The organism is Cellulomonas sp. 73-92, from assembly GCF_001898175.1.
Lineage (GTDB): Bacteria > Actinomycetota > Actinomycetes > Actinomycetales > Cellulomonadaceae > Cellulomonas.
Genome location: NZ_MKTH01000020.1, coordinates 34,236 through 56,146 on the forward strand (window position 1 = coordinate 34,236; position 21,911 = coordinate 56,146).

The following is a 21,911-nucleotide window of genomic DNA, read 5'->3' on the forward strand; positions in this document are numbered from 1 at the left end:
GCCGTTAGGCTGTCCGACGTCCGGGCCGCCCGGGCTTCGTCGTGCCGTCTCCGGGAGCGTTCCGTGCGCCTGCGCCTCACCCCGCGCGAGGACTCGTATTTCACCCTCTTCACCGCCCAGGCCGAGCACCTGGTCACCGGTGCCAACCTGCTGGCCGAGATGCTCGGCGCCGACCGTGCCGCTGCCAAGGCCATCGGCAAGCGCTTCGCCGAGGCGGAGCACGACGCCGACGAGGCCGCGCACTCGATCATGCAGCGCCTCAACCAGACGTTCGTGACGCCGTTCGACCGCGACGACATCTACATGCTCGCCTCGCGGCTCGACGACTGCATGGACTTCATGGAGGAGGCGGCCGACCTCATCGTCCTGTACAAGATCGAGTCGCTGCCGCCCCGCGCGGCGGACGTGATCCAGGTGCTGCAGCGGGCCGCCGAGCTCACCGCCGAGGCGATGCCGAAGCTGCGCACCATGGGCGACCTGGCCGACTACTGGGTAGAGATCAACCGGCTCGAGAACCAGGCCGACAAGGCGTACCGCAAGCTGCTGGCCCAGCTCTTCGACGAGATCGACGACCCGAAGCTGCTGATGAAGCTCAAGGAGATCGTCGAGAAGCTCGAGGCGGCGGCCGACGCGTTCGAGCGCGTCGCCAACACCGTCGAGTCCATCGCCGTCAAGGAGTCCTGAGCCGCGGTGGAAGCGGTCCTCGTCGTCCTCGTGGTGGCGCTCGCCCTCGGCTTCGACTTCACCAACGGCTTCCACGACGCCGCCAACGCCATCGCCACGTCGGTGTCGACGCGCGCGCTGACGCCCCGGGTGGCCCTGGTGATGTCCGCGATCATGAACTTCGCGGGCGCCCTCATCGGCACCGGCGTCGCCGACACGATCGCCCACAGCATCGTGCGGCTGCCGGAGGACACCGCCCGGGCCAGTCACTTCACGCTCGTCGTCATCCTGTGCGCGCTGCTGGGTGCCATCACCTGGAACCTCATCACGTGGTGGCTCGGGCTGCCCTCGTCGTCCACCCACTCGCTCATCGGCGGGCTCGTGGGGGCCGGCCTCGCCGGCGGGCTGGGCATCTACTGGGGCCACGTCGTCGCCAAGGTCGTCATCCCGATGGTGATCTCGCCGGCCATCGGGTTCACGGCCGCGTTCGTCGTCATGGTCGGCGTGCTGTGGCTGGTCCGGCGGGCGGCGCCGACGCGCACCATGCGGCGGTTCCGCCTGGCCCAGACGGTCTCGGCGGCCGCGATGGCCCTCGGCCACGGCCTACAGGACGCCCAGAAGACGATGGGCGTCATCCTCCTGGCGCTCATCGCCAACGGCTGGGCGGCGCCGCAGTCCCACATCCCGCTGTGGGTCAAGCTCTGCGCCGCGGCGGCGATCTCGGCCGGCACCTACTCGGGCGGTTGGCGGATCATGCGCACCCTGGGCCGCAAGATCATCGAGCTCGACCCCGCCCGCGGCTTCGTGGCGGAGACGGTGTCCGCCCTCGTGCTCTACGTCATGGCGCTGGGGTTCAAGGCGCCGGTCTCGACGACGCACACGATCACCTCGGCGATCATGGGCGTCGGGGCCACCCGGCGGCTGTCCGCCGTGCGCTGGGGGGTGGCGAAGAACATCGTCGTCGCCTGGGTGCTGACGATCCCAGCGGCCGGGGCTGTGGCGGCGCTGCTCCTCGTCGCGCTGCGCCCGCTGATCGGCTGACCGCCGGCCCCCCGCGCCTCCGGTCCACCCGCCAGCCGGCCGCCACCACCCCCGTCTCCGGGCATCCATCCCCGGACCGCTGTCGCTAGGGCGCCCTGCGCCGCGGATCAGGCGCTCCCCGAGCGCGCATGGGCACCGTCGTCGGGAGCGCGAGCAGCCGGGGCGCCCTCACGCGCGGCCAGATCGAGGCGGAAGCCGAGGTCGTCCTGGCGCAGGTGCGCCGCCACCGCGGCGGGGACCAGGCCACGGTGCGCGAGGTCCCCTGCCGTGTACCGGAGCATCACGATGCGGCCGGAGGCGAGCACCGCGTTCTGGCGTGCCCGGTCGGAGAAGAGCGCGTCGGGCGCGCTGTGCGGACCGGCACCGTCGATCTCGACGAGCAGCCAGCGGCCCCGCCGGAGGCGCCAACCGAGGTCGCCCCGCGCGATGATGCGTCCGGACGCGTCCCGCACCGGCACCTGCAGGCCGTCCGGCCGGATGCCGGCATCCACGCACTGCAGCCGGGCGAACGTCTCCAGCGGCGACTGGGCGCGCCCGTCGACGAGCCCGATGGCTGCCGCGACCCTGGCGGCGCCCCGCCTCCCGCGCGCCGCGCGGCTCACGTCCGGGAGTGCGCCGGCGCCGATGAGCCGCCGCTGAACCGCCGAGTCCAGGACCGCCACCCCACGGTCGCGCCCGAGCTCGCGCACGGCGTGAGCCAGCGCCGCCACGGGCGCCTCCACCTCGAAGCCGTCGATGCAGACGGTCGGTGACGGGGGCCGGTACCGGCGGACCACCACACCGTCGCGCGGTCGCCGCGCGGATCCGTCGGGGAGCGCCACCTCCGGCCGGATCGTCGAGGGCAGCCCCTGCACCCCGAGCAGGGCCAGCGCGCACTGCCCCACGGCGACGGCGGCGGGCCCGTGGGCGAGCAGCGCGACGAGGGCTGCGCGCCGGCGGGCGTGGTCCGGCCCAGAGGAGACGGGTTGGCCGGCGGCGGCGAGGTGTCCCGACAGGTCGAGGACGCCCTGCGTGGCGCGCGCGGCGGTCCCGGCCACGACGAGGCGGTGGCGTCGGTGGCGGTCGAGGCCGTGCTCGTCGCACTGGTCCGCCGACGCGAGCCCCTCCTGGCGTGCGGCGAGGGCGAGCAGCGGCAGGGGGACGGTGACGTGACGCACCGGCCGAGCGTGCCCGCCGGTGGTGGCCGATGGGCCGCCGCCGACGCACCTGCGGGGGCCGGTCCGCTGCCCAGGGCTGAGGACGGTTCACGTCCTCACCGTCGCGCCGTCGGCCCAGGGCGCCCGGGGGCGGCCGCCGAGGGCGCCTTGGGGCGCGGTCGGCGCCGTCACAGCGGGCGCGATGGCGCCCTCGCCCGCGACTCGGGACGTCGGGGCGCCGGGGTGTCCGGCGGTGGAGGGGATGTCGCGCGGGCCGCAGGCACGTGATGACCCTCAGCCCCGCGGTCCCGTGGGCCGGGCCGCGTGCGCCCGTCAGGCCGTCGGCCGGCGCGGGTCCAGCCACTGTCGGAGCCGCTGCGCGTGGGCGGCCAGGTAGTCGCCCCGGTCGGCCGGGCCGTGGACGGTCACGACGAGGTTGACCATGCCGAGGACCCGGGCCGCGACCAGTGCCTCGACCAGCTCCGGAGGGCTGGCGGGCCACGGGCGAAGGCTCGCGTACCCGTCGCGGAACGCCTCCACCAGGCGCGGCCCGCCGGGCGCCCGACGCAGCGCCACGATGGTGATGGCGAGGTCCTGGACGTCGAACCCCCACACGACGTCCTGGAAGTCGATCGGGACGAGCGTCCCGTCGTTCGTCACGATGACGTTGGCCGGCGTCAGGTCGCCGTGGAGCAGGTGCGGCCGGTGCGGTGGAGTGCGCCACAGCTCGTCGAGCGCGGCCTGGGCCCGGTCGAGGGCGTCGGCGAACACGTCGTGGAACGGGATGTCCGGCGCCGTCAGGCGGACGGGCACGCGCCAGTAGAGCACCCGGTCGGCGACGAGCACGTCCGGGGGGTCGACGAGCCCCCAGTCCTCGGCGTCCGCATGCAGCTGCGCGGCGAGCCGGCCCAGCCGGGCAGCGGTCGGCGCCGTGAGCCGGGCGCGCAGGGAGCGGCCCGCCACCCAGTCGAACAGGGCGCAGGTCCGGGGAACCGCGTCGCGGGCGGCCACCACGGTGCCGACCTCGCCGGCCCAGTTGGTGCGCAGCGCCGGCACGACCATGCCGCGCTCTGCGAGCCGGCGGAGCCAGGCGGCCTCCGTCGCCAGCGTCCCGTCGGCGTGGATGCGCTGCTCCGCGCCCACGCGCAACGCGTGCGTGCCGGAGGCGGCGGTGACCCGGAAGACGCTGTTGAAGGACCGGGCTGCCCGGGAGAGGCGGCGCGGGGCGACGTCGTAGTGCCGCAGGGCCTCCAGCGCGATCTCCCGGACCTCGTCCACGGGGGCATCCTGCCGCGCGCGGGCGCGGTGGCGCGCCCGGTGGTCGGGCCCGGAAGCGACGGCGCCATGGGGCGCGGATGGTGGCGTCGAAGCGAGCATGAGGGCGCCCTCGCCGGCGAGGGGGCAGAGGCGAGAGGGCGGCTCCGCCGGTCAGGTGGCGGGCCCGGCCGGGTCAGGCGCGCGGCCGGTGCCGCTCCGTGGCGACGACGCGCGGCCCGACGTCGGTGGCGGCGACGTGCGCCACGAGCATCTCGGCCGTCCGCAGGAACGGGTCCTCGCGCGGCAGCGCATCGGCCACGGCCCGTCCGGAGTGCTGCGCGACGACGTCCAGCACCGTCGGCAGCACCGGCCGGTGCGTGCACAGGACGGCGTCCTGGCCGCCGTCGACGAGGCCGGCGACGATCGCGGCGACGCGCGCCGGGTGGTCGTCGTGCCCGGTCTCGGTCAGCGACGGCACCAGGGTGGTCGCCACGCCCGCCGCCTGCGCGTAGGGGTCGACCGTCGCGGTGCACCGCTCCCAGTCGCTCGTCACCACCGACGTCACGCCGAACGCCGACAGCATCGGCACCAGCGCGGTCGCCTGCGTGCGGCCGGACTCCGTGAGCGGCCGGGTGGCCTCGCCGCCGTCCCACACCGACCGCTTGCGGGCCGCGGCGTGCCGCACCACGACGAGCGCCCGGGTGTCGAGGCGGCCCTGGCCATGGGCGTCGACGAGCGCGGTGAGCGGCGCGCGGTCGGTCGCCCGGGTCAGCCGCTCGGCGGCGGCGTCGACGTCGAACCAGCGTGCGTTGTCGATCTCCTCGCGCTGGGCGGGGGGCACGGGGGGGCGCGCACGGAGCGCGGCCGCCTCTGGCCGCCCGGCGACCTGGGCGGCCCAGTACCTCACCCGCTTGGTGCGGCCGTCCTCGAGCGGGTAGCTCAGCGCGGGCAGCGGCACGCCGAGCACCACGTCGTGGCCGATCTCCTCCGCCACCTCGCGCCACGCCGCGGTGACCGAGGCCTCGCCCGGGTCGAGCTTGCCCTTGGGCCACGACCAGTCCTTGTAGCGGGGCCGGTGCACGAGGGCCACCTGGAGCCGGCTCTGCCGCACGCGCCAGACGAGGGCGCCGGCCGCGTGGACGACGCCGGGTTCGAGCGGGCTCACCGGCCGGTTCCAGGCCGCCGGCGCTGCCGCGCGATGAGCACCGCCTGCAGGTCGGCGAGCTGGGCCCCGTCCGGTCCGGTGGTGTGGCGCTCCCACTCCCCGTCCGGCTGGAGGTACCAGGAGGCCGTCGCGTCGTCCATCGCGAGGTCGATGAGGTCGATGAGCTCGGTGACGTGGTCGGGGTCCGCGACGCGCACCAGCGTCTCGACGCGCCGGTCGAGGTTGCGGTGCATGAGGTCGGCGGACCCGATGAACACCTCGGGGCCGGCGAAGTCGTAGCCGTCCTGCGGCGTCCCGTCCGCGTGCGCGAAGGCGAAGATCCGCGAGTGCTCGAGGAAACGGCCGAGGATGGACCGGACCCGGATCGTCTCCGAGAGCCCCGGCACGCCCGGGCGCAGCGCGCAGATGCCGCGGACGGAGATGTCGATCGGGACGCCGGCCTGCGAGGCGCGGTAGAGGGCGTCGATCGTGGCCTCGTCGACCATCGAGTTGACCTTGATCTTGATCCACGCGGGACGCCCGGCGCGGGCGGCGGCCGCCTCGCGGTCGATGCGCTCGATCAGCCCGGCGCGCACCGAGCGGGGCGCGACGAGCAGCCGGTGGAACCGCGACTTGGGCGCGTACCCGCTCAGCTGGTTGAAGAGCCGGGTGAGGTCCTGGCCCACCTCCGGGTCGGCGGTGAGCAGGCCGAGGTCCGTGTAGAGCCGCGCGGTCTTGGGGTGGTAGTTGCCGGTGCCGACGTGGGAGTACCGCCGCAGGCCGTCGCTCTCCTGGCGCACGACGAGCGAGAGCTTGCAGTGCGTCTTCAGCCCGACGATGCCGTAGACGACGTGCACACCGGCCTGCTCGAGCTTGCGGGCCCAGGAGATGTTGTTCTGCTCGTCGAACCGCGCCTTGATCTCGACGAGGGCCAGCACCTGCTTGCCTGCCTCGGCGGCGTCGATCAGCGCGTCGACGATCGGGGAGTCGCCGGACGTGCGGTACAGGGTCTGCTTGATGGCCAGCACCTGCGGGTCGGCGGCCGCCTGCTCGAGGAACGCCTGGACCGAGGTCGAGAACGAGTCGTAGGGGTGGTGCAGCAGGATGTCGCGCGCGCGGATCGCGGCGAAGATGTCCGTCGGCGTCGCCGACTCGACCTCGGCCAGGTGGCGGTGGGTGGTCGGCACGAACGTCGGGTAGTGCAGCTCCGGCCGGTCGATGTCCGCGACGAGGTTGAGGCCGGTGGCGTCCAGCGGCGCGGGCAGCTCGTAGACGTCCTCGTCGTCCATCTCCAGCTCGCGGACCAGCAGCTTGCGGACCCGCGGCGAGATGCCCTCCGCGACCTCGAGCCGCACGGGTGGGCCGAAGCGGCGCCGCAGCAGCTCCTTCTCCATCGCCTGGAGGAGGTTCTCGGCGTCGTCCTCCTCGACCTCGACGTCCTCGTTGCGCGTCACGCGGAACGAGTGGAACTCCTGGATCTCCATGCCGGGGAACAGGTAGTCGAGGTGCTGGGCGATGACGTCCTCGACCGGCACGAAGCTCGTGCCGCCGTCCGGCGCCCCGGGCCGCACGATGGCGTCGACCGGCAGGAACCGGGGCAGCAGCGGCGGCACCTTGACGCGGGCGAAGTGCTCCTTGCCGCTCGTGGGGTTGACCACGGAGACGGCCAGGTTGAGCGACAGGCCGGAGATGTAGGGGAAGGGGTGCGCCGGGTCGACGGCCAGCGGCGTCAGCACCGGGAAGATCTGCCGGCGGAAGTACTTGTGCAGGCGGTCCTGCTCCTCGTCGGACAGGTCCCGCCAGCGCACGATCGTGATGCCCTGCTCGGCGAGCGCCGGCTGCACCTCGTTGGTGAAGACGAGGGCGTGGCGCGCCATGAGCACGTGGGCCCGCTCGCTGATCGCCTCGAGCACCTGGCGCGGGGACAGGCCGGAGGCTGCGGTGACCGCGATCCCGGTGGCGATGCGGCGCTTGAGGCCGGCCACGCGCACCATGAAGAACTCGTCGAGGTTCGAGGCGAAGATCGCCAGGAACCGCACCCGCTCGAGGAGGGGCACGGTCGAGTCCTCGGCGAGCTCGAGGACGCGCTGGTTGAACGCCAGCCAGGACAGCTCACGGTCGAGGAAGCGCCCGTCGGGCAGGGGTTCGAGCTCGAGCCCGGGCGCGGCGAGGTTCTCCGCGTCGAGGTGCTCGGCGATGCTCGCGGCCAGCGCGGGCCTGAGCGTCGGGGCCTCGGTCATGCCCCCATCGTGGCACCGTCCGGCGGCGTCGCGTCGCCCGCGGCACGCCGCGCGTACCGGACGTCGAGGGCGGCCCTGGCGAACCCGGCGCGCGCGTACGTGCGGATCGCGGGGGCGTTGTCGCCCGCGACCCACAGCACGGCCGTTCCCAGGCCGCGGCCCACCAGGTGCGCCAGCCCCGCCGCGGTCAGGGCCCGGCCCAGCCCCGCGCCCTGCGCCGACGGGTCGACGCCGAGGACGTAGACCTCCCCGACCGGCTCGTCCGCCAGGTCACCGGCCGGGTGCACCTTCGTCCAGACGAACCCGGCGATCGAGCCGTCCGCACGCCCGGCCAGCAGGAAGCCGGCCGGGTCGAACCAGGGCTCGCGCTCGCGCGCGGCCAGGTCGTGGGCCGTCCAGCGCCCCTGCTCGGGGTGGTCGGCGAAGGCGCGGGCGTTGACGGCCAGCCACGCCTCCTCGTCGTGCCCGGGCCGGTAGGGGCGCACGACGAGGCCCTCGGGCCAGGTGGGCTCGTCGGCCGACCGCCCGCGGAGGTCGAGGGACATCCGCCACAGCTCGTCGACCGCGGTGAACCCGGCCGCCGCCGCCAGGGCGCGCGCCGCCGGCAGGTCGCCGTGCGCCCAGACCTCGAGGGTCCCGTCGGGACGTGCCGCGTCCGCCGCCGCCTCGAGCAGCGCCCGGCCGAGGCCCCGGCGCCGCGAGCCGGGGTCGACGACGAGCTGCGCGGTCGGCACGGCGCCCCCGCGGTCGACGTACGCGTACCCGACGAGGCCCGCGGGCTCGTCGGCGGCACCGACCATCAGCAGGTGGGTCAGGGTGCCGGGGGAGGGCGCCTCGTCGGCGATCGCCAGGAGGGCGGCCTCGTCGAGCGGGGCGACGCCGTCCGTCGCCGCGGCGCGCTCCGCGATGCCGCGCACGGCGTCGCGGTCGCGGACGGGCAGGGGGCCGGGAACGGCGCGCAGGGCCATGCCCCGATCCCAGCACAGCGGCCGGGCCGGCGCGGAGCCGGTGGCCGCGGCGTGGTCCGGGGGCGGTGGTCCGAGGCGCACGCGCCGCGCCCGTCGGGGGCGCCGGCAGGCGTTCGGCCGTCCGGGTGGCCGGCGAGGGGACCCTTCGCGGCGTGGGCTACGGTGGTCCGGCGATGGACGTCTCGGGGCAGGCCGCTGAGGCCGACGGCGACGCCGCGCTCGCCGCCCCGGCACCCGGCCGGCGGTCGCGGCGGGAGCGGCGCGAGGCGGCGGCGTCCGAGCCGCTCGTCGTCGACGTCGACGTCGTCGTCGTCGGGGCCGGGCAGGCCGGCCTCTCGGCCGGCTACCACCTGCGCCGCGCCGGGCTCGTCGCCGTCGGCACGTCCGGCTGGGAGCGCGCCGCCCGCACCTTCGTCGTGCTCGACGAGAACCCCCGCCCCGGCGGCGCGTGGCAGCACCGTTGGCCCGCGCTGACGATGGGCGCCGCGCACCGCGTCCACGACCTGCCCGGGATGGCCCTGCGGCCGACGGGCGACGGCGAGCCCGCCGCGCTCGTCGTGCCCGAGTACTTCGGGCAGTACGAGGAGGCGTTCGAGCTGCAGGTGCAGCGGCCGGTGCGCGCGGACCGGGTGACCGACGACGGCACCGGCCGTCTCGTCGTCTCGACCCACCACGTGGACCACCCGGAGGCGGCCGTGCTGTGGCGCGCCCGCGGGCTCGTCAACGCGTCGGGCACGTGGACCAAGCCCTTCTGGCCGGCCTACCCGGGGCAGTGGACGTTCCGCGGCCGGCAGCTCCACACGCGGGACTTCCGCACGCCGGGCGAGCTGGCCGACGGCCCGGTGGTCGTCGTCGGCGGCGGCACGTCCGCGGTCCAGATCCTCCTGCTGCTCGCGCCGCTGACCGCGACCACCTGGGTCACCCGACGCCCGCCGCAGTGGGTCGACGCCGAGTTCACGCCCGAGTACGGGCGCGACTCCGTCGCCCGGGTGGCCGAGCGGACGGCCGCGGGCCTGCCGCCGGGCTCGGTGGTGTCGGCGACCGGCCTGCCGCTGACCCCGGTGTACCGCGAGGGCATCGCCGCCGGCGTGCTGCGGGCGCGGCCGATGTTCGAGCGGGTGGTGCCCGAGGGCGTCGTCTTCCCCGCGGGCCCGGCGCCCGTCGGGTGGGTCGACGGCCCGACGACGGTCGAGGCGCGCACCATCCTGTGGGCCACCGGCTTCCGGGCGGCGCTGGACCACCTCGCACCCCTCGGGCTGCGCGGCCCCGGCGGCGGGATCGTCATGGACGGCACGCAGGTGGCGGCCGACCACCGGGTCCAGCTCGTCGGCTACGGCCCGAGCGCGTCGACGATCGGCGCCAACCGCGCCGGCCGCGAGGCCGTGCAGAACCTGCTTCGGGTGCTCGACGCCGGCCGCTGAGCCGGCTGCGTCAGACCTCGAAGCTCCCGCCGACCGGCACGTACCGGTAGTCGGCGGCCGCCTGGGCGCGGCCCATGAAGGTCGCGGTCATCTGCTGGCCCAGCTCCGAGAGGTGGACGTCGTGCACCCCGAAGCCGAAGGCCGTCGGCCTCACCGCGGCGAGGTACGCGATCGCGTCGGTGGTCCGCGCCCACGGGCCGCCGGTGGGGACCGCCAGGACCGCCGGCGTGACCGGCGGCACGTCGTACGAGTCGCCGGGGTACGCCAGCAGGCCGTTCACGACGATGCCGAAGTTCTCGTCGCGCGTCGGCGCCCCGACCTCGTGGTGCAGGCCCCCGAAGAACTCGACGTGGAACGGGCCGATCTCGACGCTGCCGCCGGCGCCCGGCCAGGTGGAGGCGCCGGGCACGGCGGCCGCGACGTCGGAGGTGGCGACGACCGGCAGGCCGGGCCGGGTGGCCAGGATGCGCTCGAGGGTCGCGGGCGCGAAGTGGTCGCCGTGAACGTGCGTGACGAGCACCCCGACGGCCCGCCCGACGAACGGGGCCAGGTCGCGGTCGTAGTCGACGTAGCTGCCCGGGTCGACGAGCAGCGCGGCGCCGTCCTGCTCGACGACGAAGCAGGCGTGCGGCAGCTTCGTGATCTTCACGTGAAGGTTCCTCCCATCGGGCGACGAACGCGGCGGACGGTACTCCGCGGGCCTGAGGACCTGCCCGTGCGAAGGGGCTCCGGCTGCCACACTGGCTGCGTGTCCACACCAGCCGACCCGAGCGAGCCGCGTCACGAGGGCAGCCCGTCGCCGAGCGCACCGAGCCGGGCCGCCGCTCCGTCGGTCGAGCCGGGTCGCGAGGCGGACCTGCGCGCCGCGCTGGCCGAGCACCGGCGCTACGTGCGGGTGCGTGCCGTCGCGTCGCGCGTGGTGCTGGTCGTCGCGCTGCTCACCCTGCTCGCGCTCGTCGGGCGCCATCCCTGGCGCGGCGTCACGGTGCTCGACCCGGTGGCGTGGGACGTCGACCGCAACGTCGCGCGACCCACGCTGGTGATGGCCGGCATCAGCCTGATCATCGGGGCCCGGGGCCTGCGGCGCGGACATCGGTTGGCCTGGGCCGCCACCGTCGCGGTGCTCGGCGTGTCGAGCGTGCTGCACCTGGCGCACCGGCTGAGCGTCCTCCCGACCGTCCTGGTGCTGGCCGCCGTGGTGTGGCTCGCCGCGCAGCGACGGGCGTTCCCGGTGCTGCCGAGCCGGCGGGACGTGCGTCGTGCCGGCCTGGTCACGCTTGCCGGGCTGGTGACGGTCGGCGGGATCGTCGCCGGGTTCGCGATCGCGACCGACGACAACCCCGTGCGCCGGCTCCACCTGCACCGGCTCTCGTCGGGGCTGACCGTCGGCCTCGGCGCCGTCTTCGTCGCCGTGCTGCTGTGGTCGCTCACGTCACCGCGGCGGCCGGTCCGGCTCCCGCACGCGGCCCACCTGGCGGAGCGGGAGCGGGCGCGCGCCCTCGTGCGCGCCTACGGCTCGGGGACGCTCGACTACTTCGCGCTGCGCGACGACAAGGACTGGTTCTTCGTCGGGCACTCGGTGGTGGCGCACGCGGTGCGCGGGGGCGTGTGCCTGGTGTCGCCCGACCCGATCGGACCCGTCGAGGAGCGTGCCGAGGTGTGGGCCGAGTTCTCCGACTACGCCGCGACGTACGGCTGGTCGGTCGCGGTCATCGGCGCGTCGGCGGACTGGCTGCCGGTGTACGAGGCCTCGGGTCTGCGATCGGTGTACCTCGGCAGCGAGGCGATCGTCGACGGCCCCTCGCTCGACCTGGCGGACCACCAGCACAAGGGGCTGCGGAACGCCGCCAACCGCGTGGAGCGCGCCGGGTACGTCACGCAGGTGCTGGCGCCCCGCGAGGTGGACGACGAGACCCGGGCGCAGATCCTCGACATCGCCACCCAGTCCCGCCGGGGTGAGGCCGAGCGCGGCTTCTCCATGACCCTGTCGCGGCTTCTCGACCCGGCCGACGACGACGTCATGCTCTCGGTCACCCGCAGCCCCGAGGGCCGCGTCGACGCCTTCTGCCAGTGGGTGCCGTGCGAGGACGGCTGGTCGCTCGACGTCATGCGCCGCCGGCTCGACGCCGGCAAGCTTCCCAACGGGCTCACCGAGACGACCGTGGTGCGCACGGTCGAGGAGGTGGTCCGCCGCGGCGGGCGCCGCGTCGGGCTCAACTTCGCCGTCATGCGCGAGGTGCTGCAGGGCGAGGGTGGCTCGCCCTGGGAGCCCGTGGTGCGCCCGGTGCTGCAGCGGCTCTCGGAGCAGACGCAGATGAGCTCGCTCGCCGCGTTCAACGAGAAGTTCTCCCCGGCGTGGGTGCCGCGCTACGTGGTGCTGGACGCGGCGGAGTTCGTCGCGACCCAGGCGGTGGTCATGGCCGGCGCCGAGGGCATCAGCGAACTGCCGGTGATCGGCAGGTTCCTCGCGGCCCGAAGCCGCACCTGAGGCGCCGTCGAGGGTCGCCGTGGCCGGTCCCGGTCGCGGCACCGCGCGGTGCGGTGCCCACGCCCGGTCAGGCGGGCGTGGCCAACGACGCGGACTCGCCGAGGGCCTCCAGCTCGGACTCGGCGGTGAGCGCGTCGTACGGCACGGGCTCGCTCGCCCGCTCGTCGAACCGCGCGCCGGCTCCTGCCCGCTCGTCGTGCGCCACGCCGGCGCCCGCCCGCTCGTCGACCCGCCGCGGCCCGGGTGCCGCGCCCGCCGCCGCCAGGCGCTCCTCCTCGACGAGCCGTCGCCGCTGGACCGTCCAGGCGATCGACGTCGGGATCACCGAGCCGACCCACGCGAGCGGCGCCGCGAAGCACACGCCGAGGAACCCGAAGCGGTGCACCAGGACGAGGCCCGCCGTCGCGCGCATGACGAGCTCGAGGAAGCCGGACAGGGTGGGCACCGCGGCCAGGCCCAGCCCCTGCACGGTGTTCCGGAGGATGAAGACCATCGCCAGGATCGAGTAGAGCGCGCCGTTGACCAGGAAGTACTGGCGCACCATGGCGACGACGCCGGCCTGACCGGGGCCGACGAACAGCTCGGCGATCGGCCCCGAGACCGCGACCAGCGTCAGGCCGACGACGACCGCGATGCCGATCGACACGAAGCTGATCCGGAAGACGCCGGTGCGGATCCGGTGCCACTGCCGCGCGCCGCGGTTCTGCGCGACGAACGTCGCCATGGCGATGCCGAACGAGTTGAGCGGCGCTGCCGCCAGCTGGTCGACGCGCAGCGCGGCGGTGAACGCCGCGACCGACTCCGCCCCCAGGCCGTTGATGCCGTACTGCAGCACGAGCGAGCCGATCGCGATGACCGACATCGAGAAGCCCATCGGCAGGCCGATGCGCACCGGCTCGGCCATCTCGTGCCAGCGCGGGCGCCAGTCGTCGCGCGAGAGGTGCAGCTCGGGCATGCGGCGCGCGATGAGGCCCAGGCACAGCACCACCGAGACCAGCTGGGCGATGACCGTCGCCAGCGCGGCGCCGCGCACGCCCATGTGCAGCCCGCCGACGAAGGCCAGCGAGAGCCCGGCGTTGAGGCAGCAGGAGATGACGAGGAAGACGAGCGGCGTGCGGCTGTCGCCGAGCGCCCGGATGGTCGACGAGAGGAAGTTGAACGCCACCATGGCGCCGCCGCCGAGGCACGTCATGGTGATGAAGGCGACCGAGCCGTCGATGATCTCCGGCGGGGTGTCCATCAGGTGCAGCAAGGGCCGGGCAGCGAGCGTCCCGACGACCATGATGATCGCCGCGAGGGCGGCCGAGACGTAGGCGCCGGCGGCGACGAACCGCCGCATCGCGGTCATGTCCCCGGCGCCGAAGGCGCGGGCGGTCGGGATCGCCAGGCCGGCCGACGAACCCCACGTGAACCCGATGAGCAGGAAGACGAGCCCGTTCGTGGCGCCGACCGAGGCGAGGCCGTCGAGGCCGACCAGCCGCCCGACGACCGCGGCGTCGGTGAACTGGTACAGCTGCTGGAACACGTTGCCGACGAGCAGGGGCAGCGTGAACAGGACGATGAGCCGGGTGGGCGGTCCGGCGGTGAGGTTTCTGGTCATCGGAGGGGGCGCGGCGTTTCGACGAGGGCGGGCGGGGCGTCGGGCCGCCCGGGGTGCGCCGGGCGGTGGGCCTCGCGCACGAGGCTAACCCCGCGCCGCGCGGCGCGTCGAATCGTTTCGAGAAGTATTGGCGCAGGTCAAGCGGCCATCATTGCGGGGTCAACACGCGGCCTCGGGTGACCCACGCGACCGTCGGTCCCTCATCCGACCCGCCCCAAGCCGCCGGCATCGACATCTCCACGTCGCGTCGACAGGTGCAGGTGTCGACGCGACGTGGAGATATCGACGCGGAGCGGAGCCGGGGCTGGGCGGGCTGGGCGGGGCTGGGGCGGGGGCTGGGCGGGGCGGGGCGGGGCGGGTCAGTCGGCGGAGCTGGTGGGGTTCGCCAGGCCGGCCGCGATCATCTCCATCACCGACTGGTCGGCCAGCGTCGTCGCGTCGCCGACGACGCGGTGCTCGGCCACGTCCCGCAGCAGGCGCCGCATGATCTTCCCCGACCGCGTCTTCGGCAGCTCCGGCACGACGAGCACCTGGCGCGGCTTGGCGATCGGGCCGATCTGCGTCGCCACGTGTGCGCGCAGCTCCGCCTCGACCTCCGCCGGCGCCTTCGTCTGACCCTCCGAGTCGCCGCGCAGGATGACGAAGGCGACGACCGCCTGCCCGGTGGTCTCGTCGGACGCGCCGACGACCGCCGCCTCGGCGACCCACGGGTGCGAGACGAGCGCGGACTCGATCTCGGTGGTCGACAGGCGGTGCCCGGACACGTTCATCACGTCGTCGACCCGGCCGAGCAGCCAGATGTCGCCGTCGTCGTCCTTCTTGGCGCCGTCACCGGCGAAGTACAGCCCGGCGAACCGCGACCAGTACGTGTCGACGTAGCGGTCGGGATCGCCCCAGATGCCGCGCAGCATCGCGGGCCACGGCTCGGTGATGACGAGGTACCCGCCGGAGCCGTTGGGCACGGGCTTGGCCTCGTCGTCGACCACCTCGGCGGCGACGCCGGGCAGCGGCGTCTGCGCCGAGCCCGGCTTCGCGTCGGTGACCCCGGGCAGCGGGCTGATCATGATGGCGCCCGTCTCCGTCTGCCACCACGTGTCGACGACCGGCGTCCGGTCGCCGCCGATCACCCGTCGGTACCAGGTCCACGCCTCGGGGTTGATGGGTTCGCCCACGGAGCCGAGCACGCGCAGGGAGGACAGGTCGCGCGCCGCCGGGATGTCGTCGCCCCACTTCATGCATGTACGGATGGCGGTCGGTGCGGTGTACAGGATCGACACGCGGTACTTCTGGACGATGTCCCACCAGCGGCCGCGGTCGGGGGTGTCGGGGGTGCCCTCGTAGATCACCTGGGTGGCGCCGTTGACCAGGGGTCCGTAGACCACGTACGAGTGGCCGGTGACCCAGCCGATGTCGGCGGTGCACCAGTAGACGTCGGTCTCGGGCTTGAGGTCGAACACGTTGAGGTGGGTGTACGCGCACTGGGTCAGGTAGCCGCCGGTCGTGTGGAAGATCCCCTTGGGCTTCCCCGTCGTCCCGGACGTGTAGAGGATGAACAGCGGGTGCTCGGCCGGCACGGGCACGGGCGCGTGCTCGTCGGACGCGGCCTCGACCGCCTCGTGCCACCACAGGTCCCGGCCGTCGGTCCAGTCCACGTGCTGTCCCGTGCGGCGCACGACGAGGACGTGCTCCACCGTCGGCGCGCCCTTCGCCAGCGCCTCGTCGACCGCCGGCTTGAGCCCGGTCGGGTTGCCGCGGCGGTACCCGCCGTCGGCGGTGACGACGAGCTTGGCCTGCGCGTCGAGGATCCGGCTGTGCAGCGCCTCGGCGGAGAAGCCGCCGAACACCACCGAGTGCGGCGCCCCGATGCGCGCGCAGGCCAGCATGGCGATGACGGCCTCGGGGATGAGCGGCATGTAGAGCGCCACCCGGTCGCCGGTGGTGACGCCGAGGGCCTGCAGCGCGTTGGCGGCCTTGGACACCTCGCGCTGCAGCTCCGCGTACGTGATCGTCCGGCCGTCGCCGGGCTCGCCCTCGAAGTAGAACGCCACGCGATCGCCGCGCCCGGCCCGCACGTGCCGGTCGACGGCGTTGTCGCACGCGTTGAGGGTCCCGTCGGCGAACCACGTCGCGAATGGTGCGCCGGACCAGTCGAGCGTCTGCGTGAAGGGCGTGTCCCAGTCGACGAGCTCGCGCGCCTGGTCCGCCCAGAAGCCGACGCGGTCGGCGGCCGCCCACGCGTACAGGTCCTGGTGGGCGTTCGCCTGCGCGACGAACTCGGGGGCGGGCGGGAAGCGACGCTCCTCGCTGAGCAGGTTCTCCAGCGCGCCCGGCTCGGGAGCGGGATCGGTCACGGCGTCCTCCGGCAACGACGACGGTGCAGGTGCTTGCCCCTGGGACTTTAGACCTACCGGGTCGAGGGTGCGGCGGGAACGAACGGGCCGGTCAGGCGGTGCGGTGGCGCTCCCGGAAGGCGCCCAGGCGGATGCCGTGCCGGCGCGCCACCGACGACACGATCCCGGCCCCGAGCAGCAGGACACCGACGACGGCGACCGTCCCCGAGGTCGCCACGACGATCGTCTCCTCGACGGTCGGCCGCCACCCCTCGGACGTCAGCACGTTGAGGATGCCGGTGCGCGCCACCCCTGGTGCGAACAGCGCGAACGCCCCCGCCACCGTCAGGATGACGCCGCCGACGAGCCCGACGTACGGGGTCCACAGCGACAGCAGCGCGCAGGCGAGCAGCAGGAGCGCGCCGAGCGAGACGAGCACGATGCCGAGGACGTCGACCTTCGCGACCCAGCCGTCCACCTCGACGACGAGGATCCGCGAGATGCCCAGCGCCGTGACCAGGGTCGCGGCCACCGGCAGGACGATCCCGACGAGGATGCCCAGCACGTGCGTGCCGAGGGTGATGGTGCGCGGGGCGTTGGGGTCGGGGAAGAGAGCCGAGTCGTCGGTCGCCTTCGGCGTCGCGGGGGGCATCACCGTGGTGGGGGCGCCGGCGGTGGTCGCCGCGGTGCCCGCCGCGGTGTGCGCGGCGGTGCCGGCCGCTGCGACTCCGGCCGCTCCCGCGGCCGCCAGCCCCGCGGCGCCCGTGGCGGCCGGAGCGGCGCCGGTGCGCTCGGGGGCGCCGGGGAGCGGGCGGGTCGGGGTCGGCATGGCCGGGTCGGGCGGGACGGGCGTGGGCCGCAGGGCCGCGTGGCGCGCGCTGGCGTCCAGGTCGGCGGGCGCCGGCGTGGACACCGGGCGCATCGGAGCGGCCGGCATCGCCGTCGAGGTCGACGGGGCGGGTCCGGCCGCGGGGCCGCCCGAGGGGCCAGCCGCGGGGCCGCCCGGGACGGGCGGTGCCGGTGCGAGGCCCGGCTGCGGGCTGGGCTGCGGGTTCGGCGGCACCTGGCGGGTGCTGGGCGGCACGTTGGCCGCGGACGCCGAGCCTGCGGCGGGGGCCGGCGAACCCGTCGGCGGCGCGGCCGGGCCGACCGGAGAGGTGGTGCTCGGGGCGGTCGGTGGCGCGGGGGTCGCGCCGGCCGGCGCCGCCACCGTCGCGGGCTTCTCATCGGCCGGCACGCCGCCCCTGGCGGCGGGCGTCTCGCCGCTGGCTGCCGCCGCCTCGGGGGCGGCCACGGGCTCGCCGGACGGCGCCGTCACGGGCGTCGCGGCGCTCCCCGGGCCGGTCGCGGGCTCGGTGGTCTCGTCGGCCGCGGTCTGGTCGGTGGCGTGCTGCTCGTCGGAGGTGCTCATCGCGTTCTCCTCGCCTCACGTCGCGCCTGTCAGGCGCGTGACGGGGTTCACGCTATTGGCTGTGCGGGCCTTGTGCCTCGTCAGAGGCCCGTGTCGCGCCCCGCACCGGCGCCGACCAGGGCCCCCGGCTCGTCGTCGGCGGGCCGCCGGACGGTGGCGGGACCGTGGTGCCGCGTCCCGGCGCCGTACGCGTAGGGCGCGCCGACGAGCAGCGCGCCGCCCACGATGTTGCCGAGCCCGACGAACAGCACGTTGCGCGCGAGCTCGCCGACGGTGGCGTGGGGCAGGCCGGCGAACAGGCCCAGCGAGAACGTCGTCATGTTGGCGACGACGTGTTCGAAGCCCGACGTGATGAACACCATGACGCACGCGAAGACGACGGCGATCTTGGCGCCCTCGGACTCCAGCCGCCCGGCGCACCAGATGGCGAGGCAGACCAGGAGGTTGCACAGGATGCCGCGGACGAACAGCTGCCCGTCGCCGGTGGCGGCCTTGTGCTCGATCATCCCGGCGAGCGTGGCTCCGGCGGGGGTGCCCGGGCCCAGCACGCCCGAGGCGTGGACCAGGGCGGCGAAGGCCATGGAACCGAGCAGGTTCCCGACGAGGACGGCGAGCAGGACGAGGGCGGCCCGGCCGGGCGCGACGCGGCGGCGCCACACGCCCTGCGTGAGGATCATCATCGCCGAGGTGGCCAGCTCGGCACCGGCGACGACGACGATCGTCAGCGCGACGCCGAACACGAGCCCCTGCACCAGCGGCGCCCACGGTGACCCGGCCTGCTTCAGGGGTCCGCCCGCCGTCACCATGATGAGGACGCCGATGCCGATGTAGGCGCCGGCGAGCATGGTGCGGACGAGGAACGGCCCGGGGGTCCGGAACAGGTCGGACTTGTGGACCGCGGCGTCGGCCTGGAGGTCGACGCCCTGCTCGATGCTCAGCACGCCGACCAGCGTGCGGGATCGTCCCGCGAATTCGTGGGACGAATGGCCTGGCCATGGCCCGCGACCGGGCTACCCCCAGTGCGCCTGCCGCGCCGCGTTCGCCACCGCGGCCGCGACCACGGACGTGACGTCCGGATGGAAGACGCTCGGCACGATGTAGGCCGGGTTGAGCTCGTCGTCCTTGACGGTCGACGCCAGGGCGTAGGCGGCCGCCAGGAGCATCTCGTCGTTCACGGTGCGGGACTGCGCGTCGAGCAGGCCGCGGAACACCCCGGGGAACGCCAGCACGTTGTTGATCTGGTTGGCCCAGTCGGAACGGCCGGTGCCGACGACCGTGGCGTAGCGCGCCGCCTCGTCGGCGTCGACCTCGGGGCGGGGGTTGGCCAGGGCGAAGACGATCGCGTCGGGGGCCATGGTGGCGACGTCCTCACCCGTGATGACGTCCGGCGCCGAGACGCCGATGAACACGTCCGCGCCCTTGAGCGCGCCCGCGATAGGCCCCGACAGGCCGCGGGCGTCGGTGTGCTCGGCGGTCCAGCGCAGGGAGTCGGGCAGCCCGGGGCGGTCGGGGCGGACGATCCCGTCGATGTCCGCCACGACGACGTCCCGGGCCCCGGCGGCGAGCAGCAGCCGCAGCACCGCGGTGCCAGCGGCGCCGGCGCCGGACAGGACGATGCGGACCGCGCCGATCTCCTTGCCGACCACCTTGAGCGCGTTGGTCAGGGCGGCGACGACGACGATCGCCGTGCCGTGCTGGTCGTCGTGGAACACCGGGATGTCGAGGCGGCTGCGCAGCCGCCGCTCCACCTCGAAGCACCGGGGGGCCGAGATGTCCTCGAGGTTGATGCCCGCGAACACCGGTGCGATGTTGCAGACGGTCTCGACGATCTGGTCCACGTCGGTGGTGTCGAGCGCGATGGGGAACGCGTCGATGTCGGCGAACCGCTTGAAGAGCACGGCCTTGCCCTCCATCACCGGGAGGGCGGCGAGGGGTCCGATGTTGCCCAGGCCCAGCACCGCGGTGCCGTCGGTCACCACGGCGATGGTGTTGCGCTTGATCGTCAGGCGCCGCGCGTCGTCGGGCCGCGCGGCGATCGCCTCGCAGATCCGCGCGACGCCGGGCGTGTAGATCATCGACAGGTCGTCGCGGTTGCGCAGCGGCACCTTGGCCTCGATCGACAGCTTGCCGCCGAGGTGGGCGAGGAAGGTCCGGTCGCTGACGCGCTCGACGACGATCCCGGGCAGCACCTCCATCGCGGCGACGATCGCCGCGGCGTGCTCCTCGCCGCGGGTGTCGCAGGTGACGTCGACCGTCATCTGCTCGCGGCCCGACGACTGCACGTCGAGGGCGGTGACGATGCCGCCGGCGATCTCGATGGCCGCCGTCAGCTCGCTGACTGCGGTCGGTCGGGCGCGCACCTTGAGGCGCGCGGTGATGGACGACGAGACGCTCGGCGCCGAGACCATGCCGTCATTGTGTGCACGCCGAGGCGGCAGGGCGCGTCAGCGCCTCCTGGCGCGGCGGGCGCCCAGGGGTCCACCGAAGACCAGCGAGATGCCGAGGACGAACCCGACGTCGTACCAGTTGCCGCTGTTGTGGACCTCATACGGGCTGACGGTGCTGGTGAACAGGGACACGATCCAGGTGATCGGCAGGATGATCCCGTGCCACAGGCCGAGCCAGAACCCGGCCGGTGCGGTCGCGCCCGGTGGTGGCGTCCCGACCTCGGGGTTGACCCCCGCCGCGCACGCTCCCAGCAGCAGGAGGACGCCGGCGACGAGGACGACCGTGCGGGTGGTGGTGGCGAGGCGGGAGCGGCGCACCGCGAGGGTCGGCTGCATGCCGACACCCTGGCACCGGCGCGGTGCGCGCACCAGGTCATGAGGTCGCACCGACGACGGCGCCCCGTCAGGGGACGCCGTCGTCGTCCTGAGGCTCGAGGGTGATCATGCGTGCACCGCGAGTGTCGCAACGGGTCCAGCCCGGTCGACCTGCCCCTAGGGGGGCCATCCTGCGCGTGGGTGCCCTCGGTCTTCAGTTGTGACTCTTTGATAACGCCTGGCGCGCGCCTTGCCTACCCCTGGCGGCATCGGCACAGGTGGCGCACGGGCGCCGGTCGGATCGCGAGACGCTCGGCCGGGATGTGGACGCCCTCAGACCCCCGAAGCCCGGTGCCGGCGGCCCAGCAGCCAGCCGAGGGCGGCCGCGAGCACGACGAGGCCGACGATCCCCGCCGCGGCGAGCCGGGAGCGGCGCGTCGCGAAGGGCCGGAGGCTGACCGGCCGCTCGAACCGGAGCGCACCCCAGCCGCGCTCGTCGGCCAGGCGGCGCAGGGCGCCGTTGGGGTTGACCACGAACGCGTGCCCGACGACCTCGAGCATCGGGGTGTCCGTGATCGAGTCGGAGTAGGCGTAGCAGTCGGCCAGCTCGTAGCCACGCTCGGCCGCCAGCTCGGCGATCGCGTCCGCCTTCTCCTGCCCGTAGACGTAGCGGTCGATGTGGCCGGTGTAGCGGCCGTCGACGACCTCCATGCGGGAGGCGATGACGTCGTCGGCGCCGACCAGCTCGGCGATGGGGCGGACCAGCTCGGCGCCCGACGCGGACACGACGACCACGTCGCGTCCCGCCGCATGGTGCTCCCCGATGAGCGTGACCGCCTCCGCGTACACCGTGGGGTCGATCGACTCGTGCAGGGTCTGCCGGATGATCGCGCCCACCTGAGCGGTGTCCCAGCCGGTGACCATGCGGGACAGCTGCGCGCGCAGCCGCTCGGTCTGCGCCTCGTCGGCGCCGCCCATGAGGAAGACGAGCTGGGCGTACGCGCCGCGCAGCATGGCCCGCCGGGTGAGCAGGCCCTCCGCCAGGAAGGGGCGGCTGAAGGCGGTGGCCGACGAGGTGGCGATGATCGTCTTGTCGAGGTCGAAGAACGCCGCCGCGCGCGAGGTGCCGTCCATGCGCCCTCCCCTCGACCAGACGAGCCGACCGGTGGCCGGCCCACGGGGCGTGCACCGCACGAACCGGGTCAGCGCCCCGCGCCGAGAGTAGCCGGGGGTGCCGACGCGCAGGCGACGAACCGACCACAGCCCGATCGGCCGGGTCCGGCTCCGCCCGCTCGGTGCGAGGCGCGGCGGGGGGCCGTGGGCCGTCGTCAGGGTGGCGTCGCGGACGTTGCCGGTCGGCCCGGACGAGGGCGAACGCGGACGAGGTGCCGGGACGACGGCGGGCGACACGGCGGGCGACACGGCGGGCGACACGGCGGGCGACGGATGG

Annotated in this window: 17 protein-coding genes; 4 read left to right on the forward strand and 13 right to left on the reverse strand. The window is 74.8% G+C overall.

Going from position 1 to position 21,911, the window contains the following annotated elements; translation table 11 throughout:
- Positions 1-63: 63 nt before the first annotated feature.
- Together BGO37_RS14715 and BGO37_RS14720 are read left to right on the forward strand one after the other, a co-directional pair.
- A complete protein-coding gene (locus BGO37_RS14715) occupies positions 64-684 on the forward strand; it encodes a DUF47 domain-containing protein (RefSeq protein ID WP_291756062.1) in 621 nt (206 codons plus the stop codon).
- A gap of 6 nt (positions 685-690) precedes the next feature.
- Positions 691-1,704, forward strand: coding sequence for an inorganic phosphate transporter (locus BGO37_RS14720; RefSeq protein WP_291756064.1), 1,014 nt, complete (start codon positions 691-693; stop codon positions 1,702-1,704).
- Positions 1,705-1,811: 107 nt separating this feature from the next.
- On the opposite strand, the gene BGO37_RS14725 is transcribed toward BGO37_RS14720, so the two are convergent.
- The 5 genes from BGO37_RS14725 to mshD form a co-directional block, all read right to left on the reverse strand.
- Positions 1,812-2,861, reverse strand: coding sequence for a hypothetical protein (locus tag BGO37_RS14725; protein ID WP_291756066.1), 1,050 nt, complete (start codon positions 2,859-2,861; stop codon positions 1,812-1,814).
- A gap of 312 nt (positions 2,862-3,173) precedes the next feature.
- Positions 3,174-4,118, reverse strand: a complete 945-nt coding sequence (locus BGO37_RS14730) for a phosphotransferase (RefSeq protein ID WP_291756068.1) — start codon at positions 4,116-4,118, stop codon at positions 3,174-3,176.
- Positions 4,119-4,290: 172 nt separating this feature from the next.
- Positions 4,291-5,262 (reverse strand): NUDIX hydrolase, encoded by a 972-nt coding sequence (locus BGO37_RS14735; protein WP_291756071.1) that lies wholly within the window; start codon positions 5,260-5,262, stop codon positions 4,291-4,293.
- Entirely contained in the window at positions 5,259-7,481 is a 2,223-nt protein-coding gene (locus BGO37_RS14740) for an RNA degradosome polyphosphate kinase (RefSeq protein WP_291756073.1), read from the reverse strand. Before BGO37_RS14740 ends, BGO37_RS14735 begins: the two co-directional genes overlap by 4 nt.
- Entirely contained in the window at positions 7,478-8,449 is a 972-nt protein-coding gene (gene mshD, locus BGO37_RS14745) for a mycothiol synthase (protein ID WP_291756076.1), read from the reverse strand. The genes BGO37_RS14740 and mshD overlap by 4 nt, the downstream gene beginning before the upstream one ends.
- A gap of 152 nt (positions 8,450-8,601) precedes the next feature.
- Between mshD and BGO37_RS14750 the strand changes: the two genes are divergently transcribed.
- Positions 8,602-9,870, forward strand: a complete 1,269-nt coding sequence (locus BGO37_RS14750; RefSeq protein ID WP_291756077.1) for an NAD(P)-binding domain-containing protein — start codon at positions 8,602-8,604, stop codon at positions 9,868-9,870.
- Between the two features lie 10 nt (positions 9,871-9,880).
- Here the strand turns inward: BGO37_RS14750 and BGO37_RS14755 are convergent, their stop codons facing one another.
- Complete coding sequence (locus tag BGO37_RS14755) at positions 9,881-10,519, reverse strand: MBL fold metallo-hydrolase (RefSeq protein ID WP_291756078.1); 639 nt, start codon at positions 10,517-10,519, stop codon at positions 9,881-9,883.
- 99 nt (positions 10,520-10,618) lie between these two features.
- On the opposite strand from BGO37_RS14755, the gene BGO37_RS14760 reads away from it, so the two are divergent.
- Entirely contained in the window at positions 10,619-12,358 is a 1,740-nt protein-coding gene (locus tag BGO37_RS14760) for a phosphatidylglycerol lysyltransferase domain-containing protein (RefSeq protein WP_291756081.1), read from the forward strand.
- 67 nt (positions 12,359-12,425) lie between these two features.
- Here the strand turns inward: BGO37_RS14760 and BGO37_RS14765 are convergent, their stop codons facing one another.
- The 7 genes from BGO37_RS14765 to BGO37_RS14795 form a co-directional block, all read right to left on the reverse strand.
- On the reverse strand, positions 12,426-13,958 hold the full coding sequence (locus tag BGO37_RS14765; RefSeq protein WP_291756084.1) for an MATE family efflux transporter: 1,533 nt from the start codon (positions 13,956-13,958) through the stop codon (positions 12,426-12,428).
- Between the two features lie 359 nt (positions 13,959-14,317).
- Entirely contained in the window at positions 14,318-16,309 is a 1,992-nt protein-coding gene (gene acs, locus BGO37_RS14770; RefSeq protein WP_291756086.1) for an acetate--CoA ligase, read from the reverse strand.
- A gap of 91 nt (positions 16,310-16,400) precedes the next feature.
- Positions 16,401-17,699, reverse strand: a complete 1,299-nt coding sequence (locus BGO37_RS14775) for a hypothetical protein (protein WP_291756088.1) — start codon at positions 17,697-17,699, stop codon at positions 16,401-16,403.
- Positions 17,700-17,779: 80 nt separating this feature from the next.
- The gene (locus tag BGO37_RS14780; RefSeq protein ID WP_291756089.1) at positions 17,780-18,640 is read right to left on the reverse strand and encodes a formate/nitrite transporter family protein; all 861 of its coding nucleotides are present in this window, start codon (positions 18,638-18,640) and stop codon (positions 17,780-17,782) included.
- A 69-nt stretch (positions 18,641-18,709) separates the two neighbouring features.
- On the reverse strand, positions 18,710-20,107 hold the full coding sequence (locus BGO37_RS14785) for an NAD-dependent malic enzyme (RefSeq protein WP_291756090.1): 1,398 nt from the start codon (positions 20,105-20,107) through the stop codon (positions 18,710-18,712).
- Positions 20,108-20,143: 36 nt separating this feature from the next.
- Positions 20,144-20,482: a hypothetical protein gene (locus BGO37_RS14790; protein ID WP_291756092.1), complete on the reverse strand. Its 339-nt coding sequence runs from the start codon at positions 20,480-20,482 to the stop codon at positions 20,144-20,146.
- Positions 20,483-20,794: 312 nt separating this feature from the next.
- A complete protein-coding gene (locus tag BGO37_RS14795; protein ID WP_291756094.1) occupies positions 20,795-21,595 on the reverse strand; it encodes an HAD family phosphatase in 801 nt (266 codons plus the stop codon).
- Positions 21,596-21,911: the final 316 nt, after the last annotated feature.

Bases quoted from the DNA above. Each gene is read 5' to 3' on its own strand.
- BGO37_RS14740 (WP_291756073.1), bottom strand. From the start codon at position 7,481: ATGACCGAGGCCCCGACGCTCAGGCCCGCGCTGGCCGCGAGCATCGCC.
- mshD (WP_291756076.1), bottom strand. From the start codon at position 8,449: ATGGCCCTGCGCGCCGTTCCCGGCCCCCTGCCCGTCCGCGACCGCGAC.
- BGO37_RS14765 (WP_291756084.1), bottom strand. From the start codon at position 13,958: ATGACCAGAAACCTCACCGCCGGACCGCCCACCCGGCTCATCGTCCTG.
- BGO37_RS14775 (WP_291756088.1), bottom strand. From the start codon at position 17,699: ATGAGCACCTCCGACGAGCAGCACGCCACCGACCAGACCGCGGCCGAC.
- BGO37_RS14785 (WP_291756090.1), bottom strand. From the start codon at position 20,107: ATGGTCTCGGCGCCGAGCGTCTCGTCGTCCATCACCGCGCGCCTCAAG.
- BGO37_RS14790 (WP_291756092.1), bottom strand. From the start codon at position 20,482: ATGCAGCCGACCCTCGCGGTGCGCCGCTCCCGCCTCGCCACCACCACC.
- BGO37_RS14795 (WP_291756094.1), bottom strand. From the start codon at position 21,595: ATGGACGGCACCTCGCGCGCGGCGGCGTTCTTCGACCTCGACAAGACG.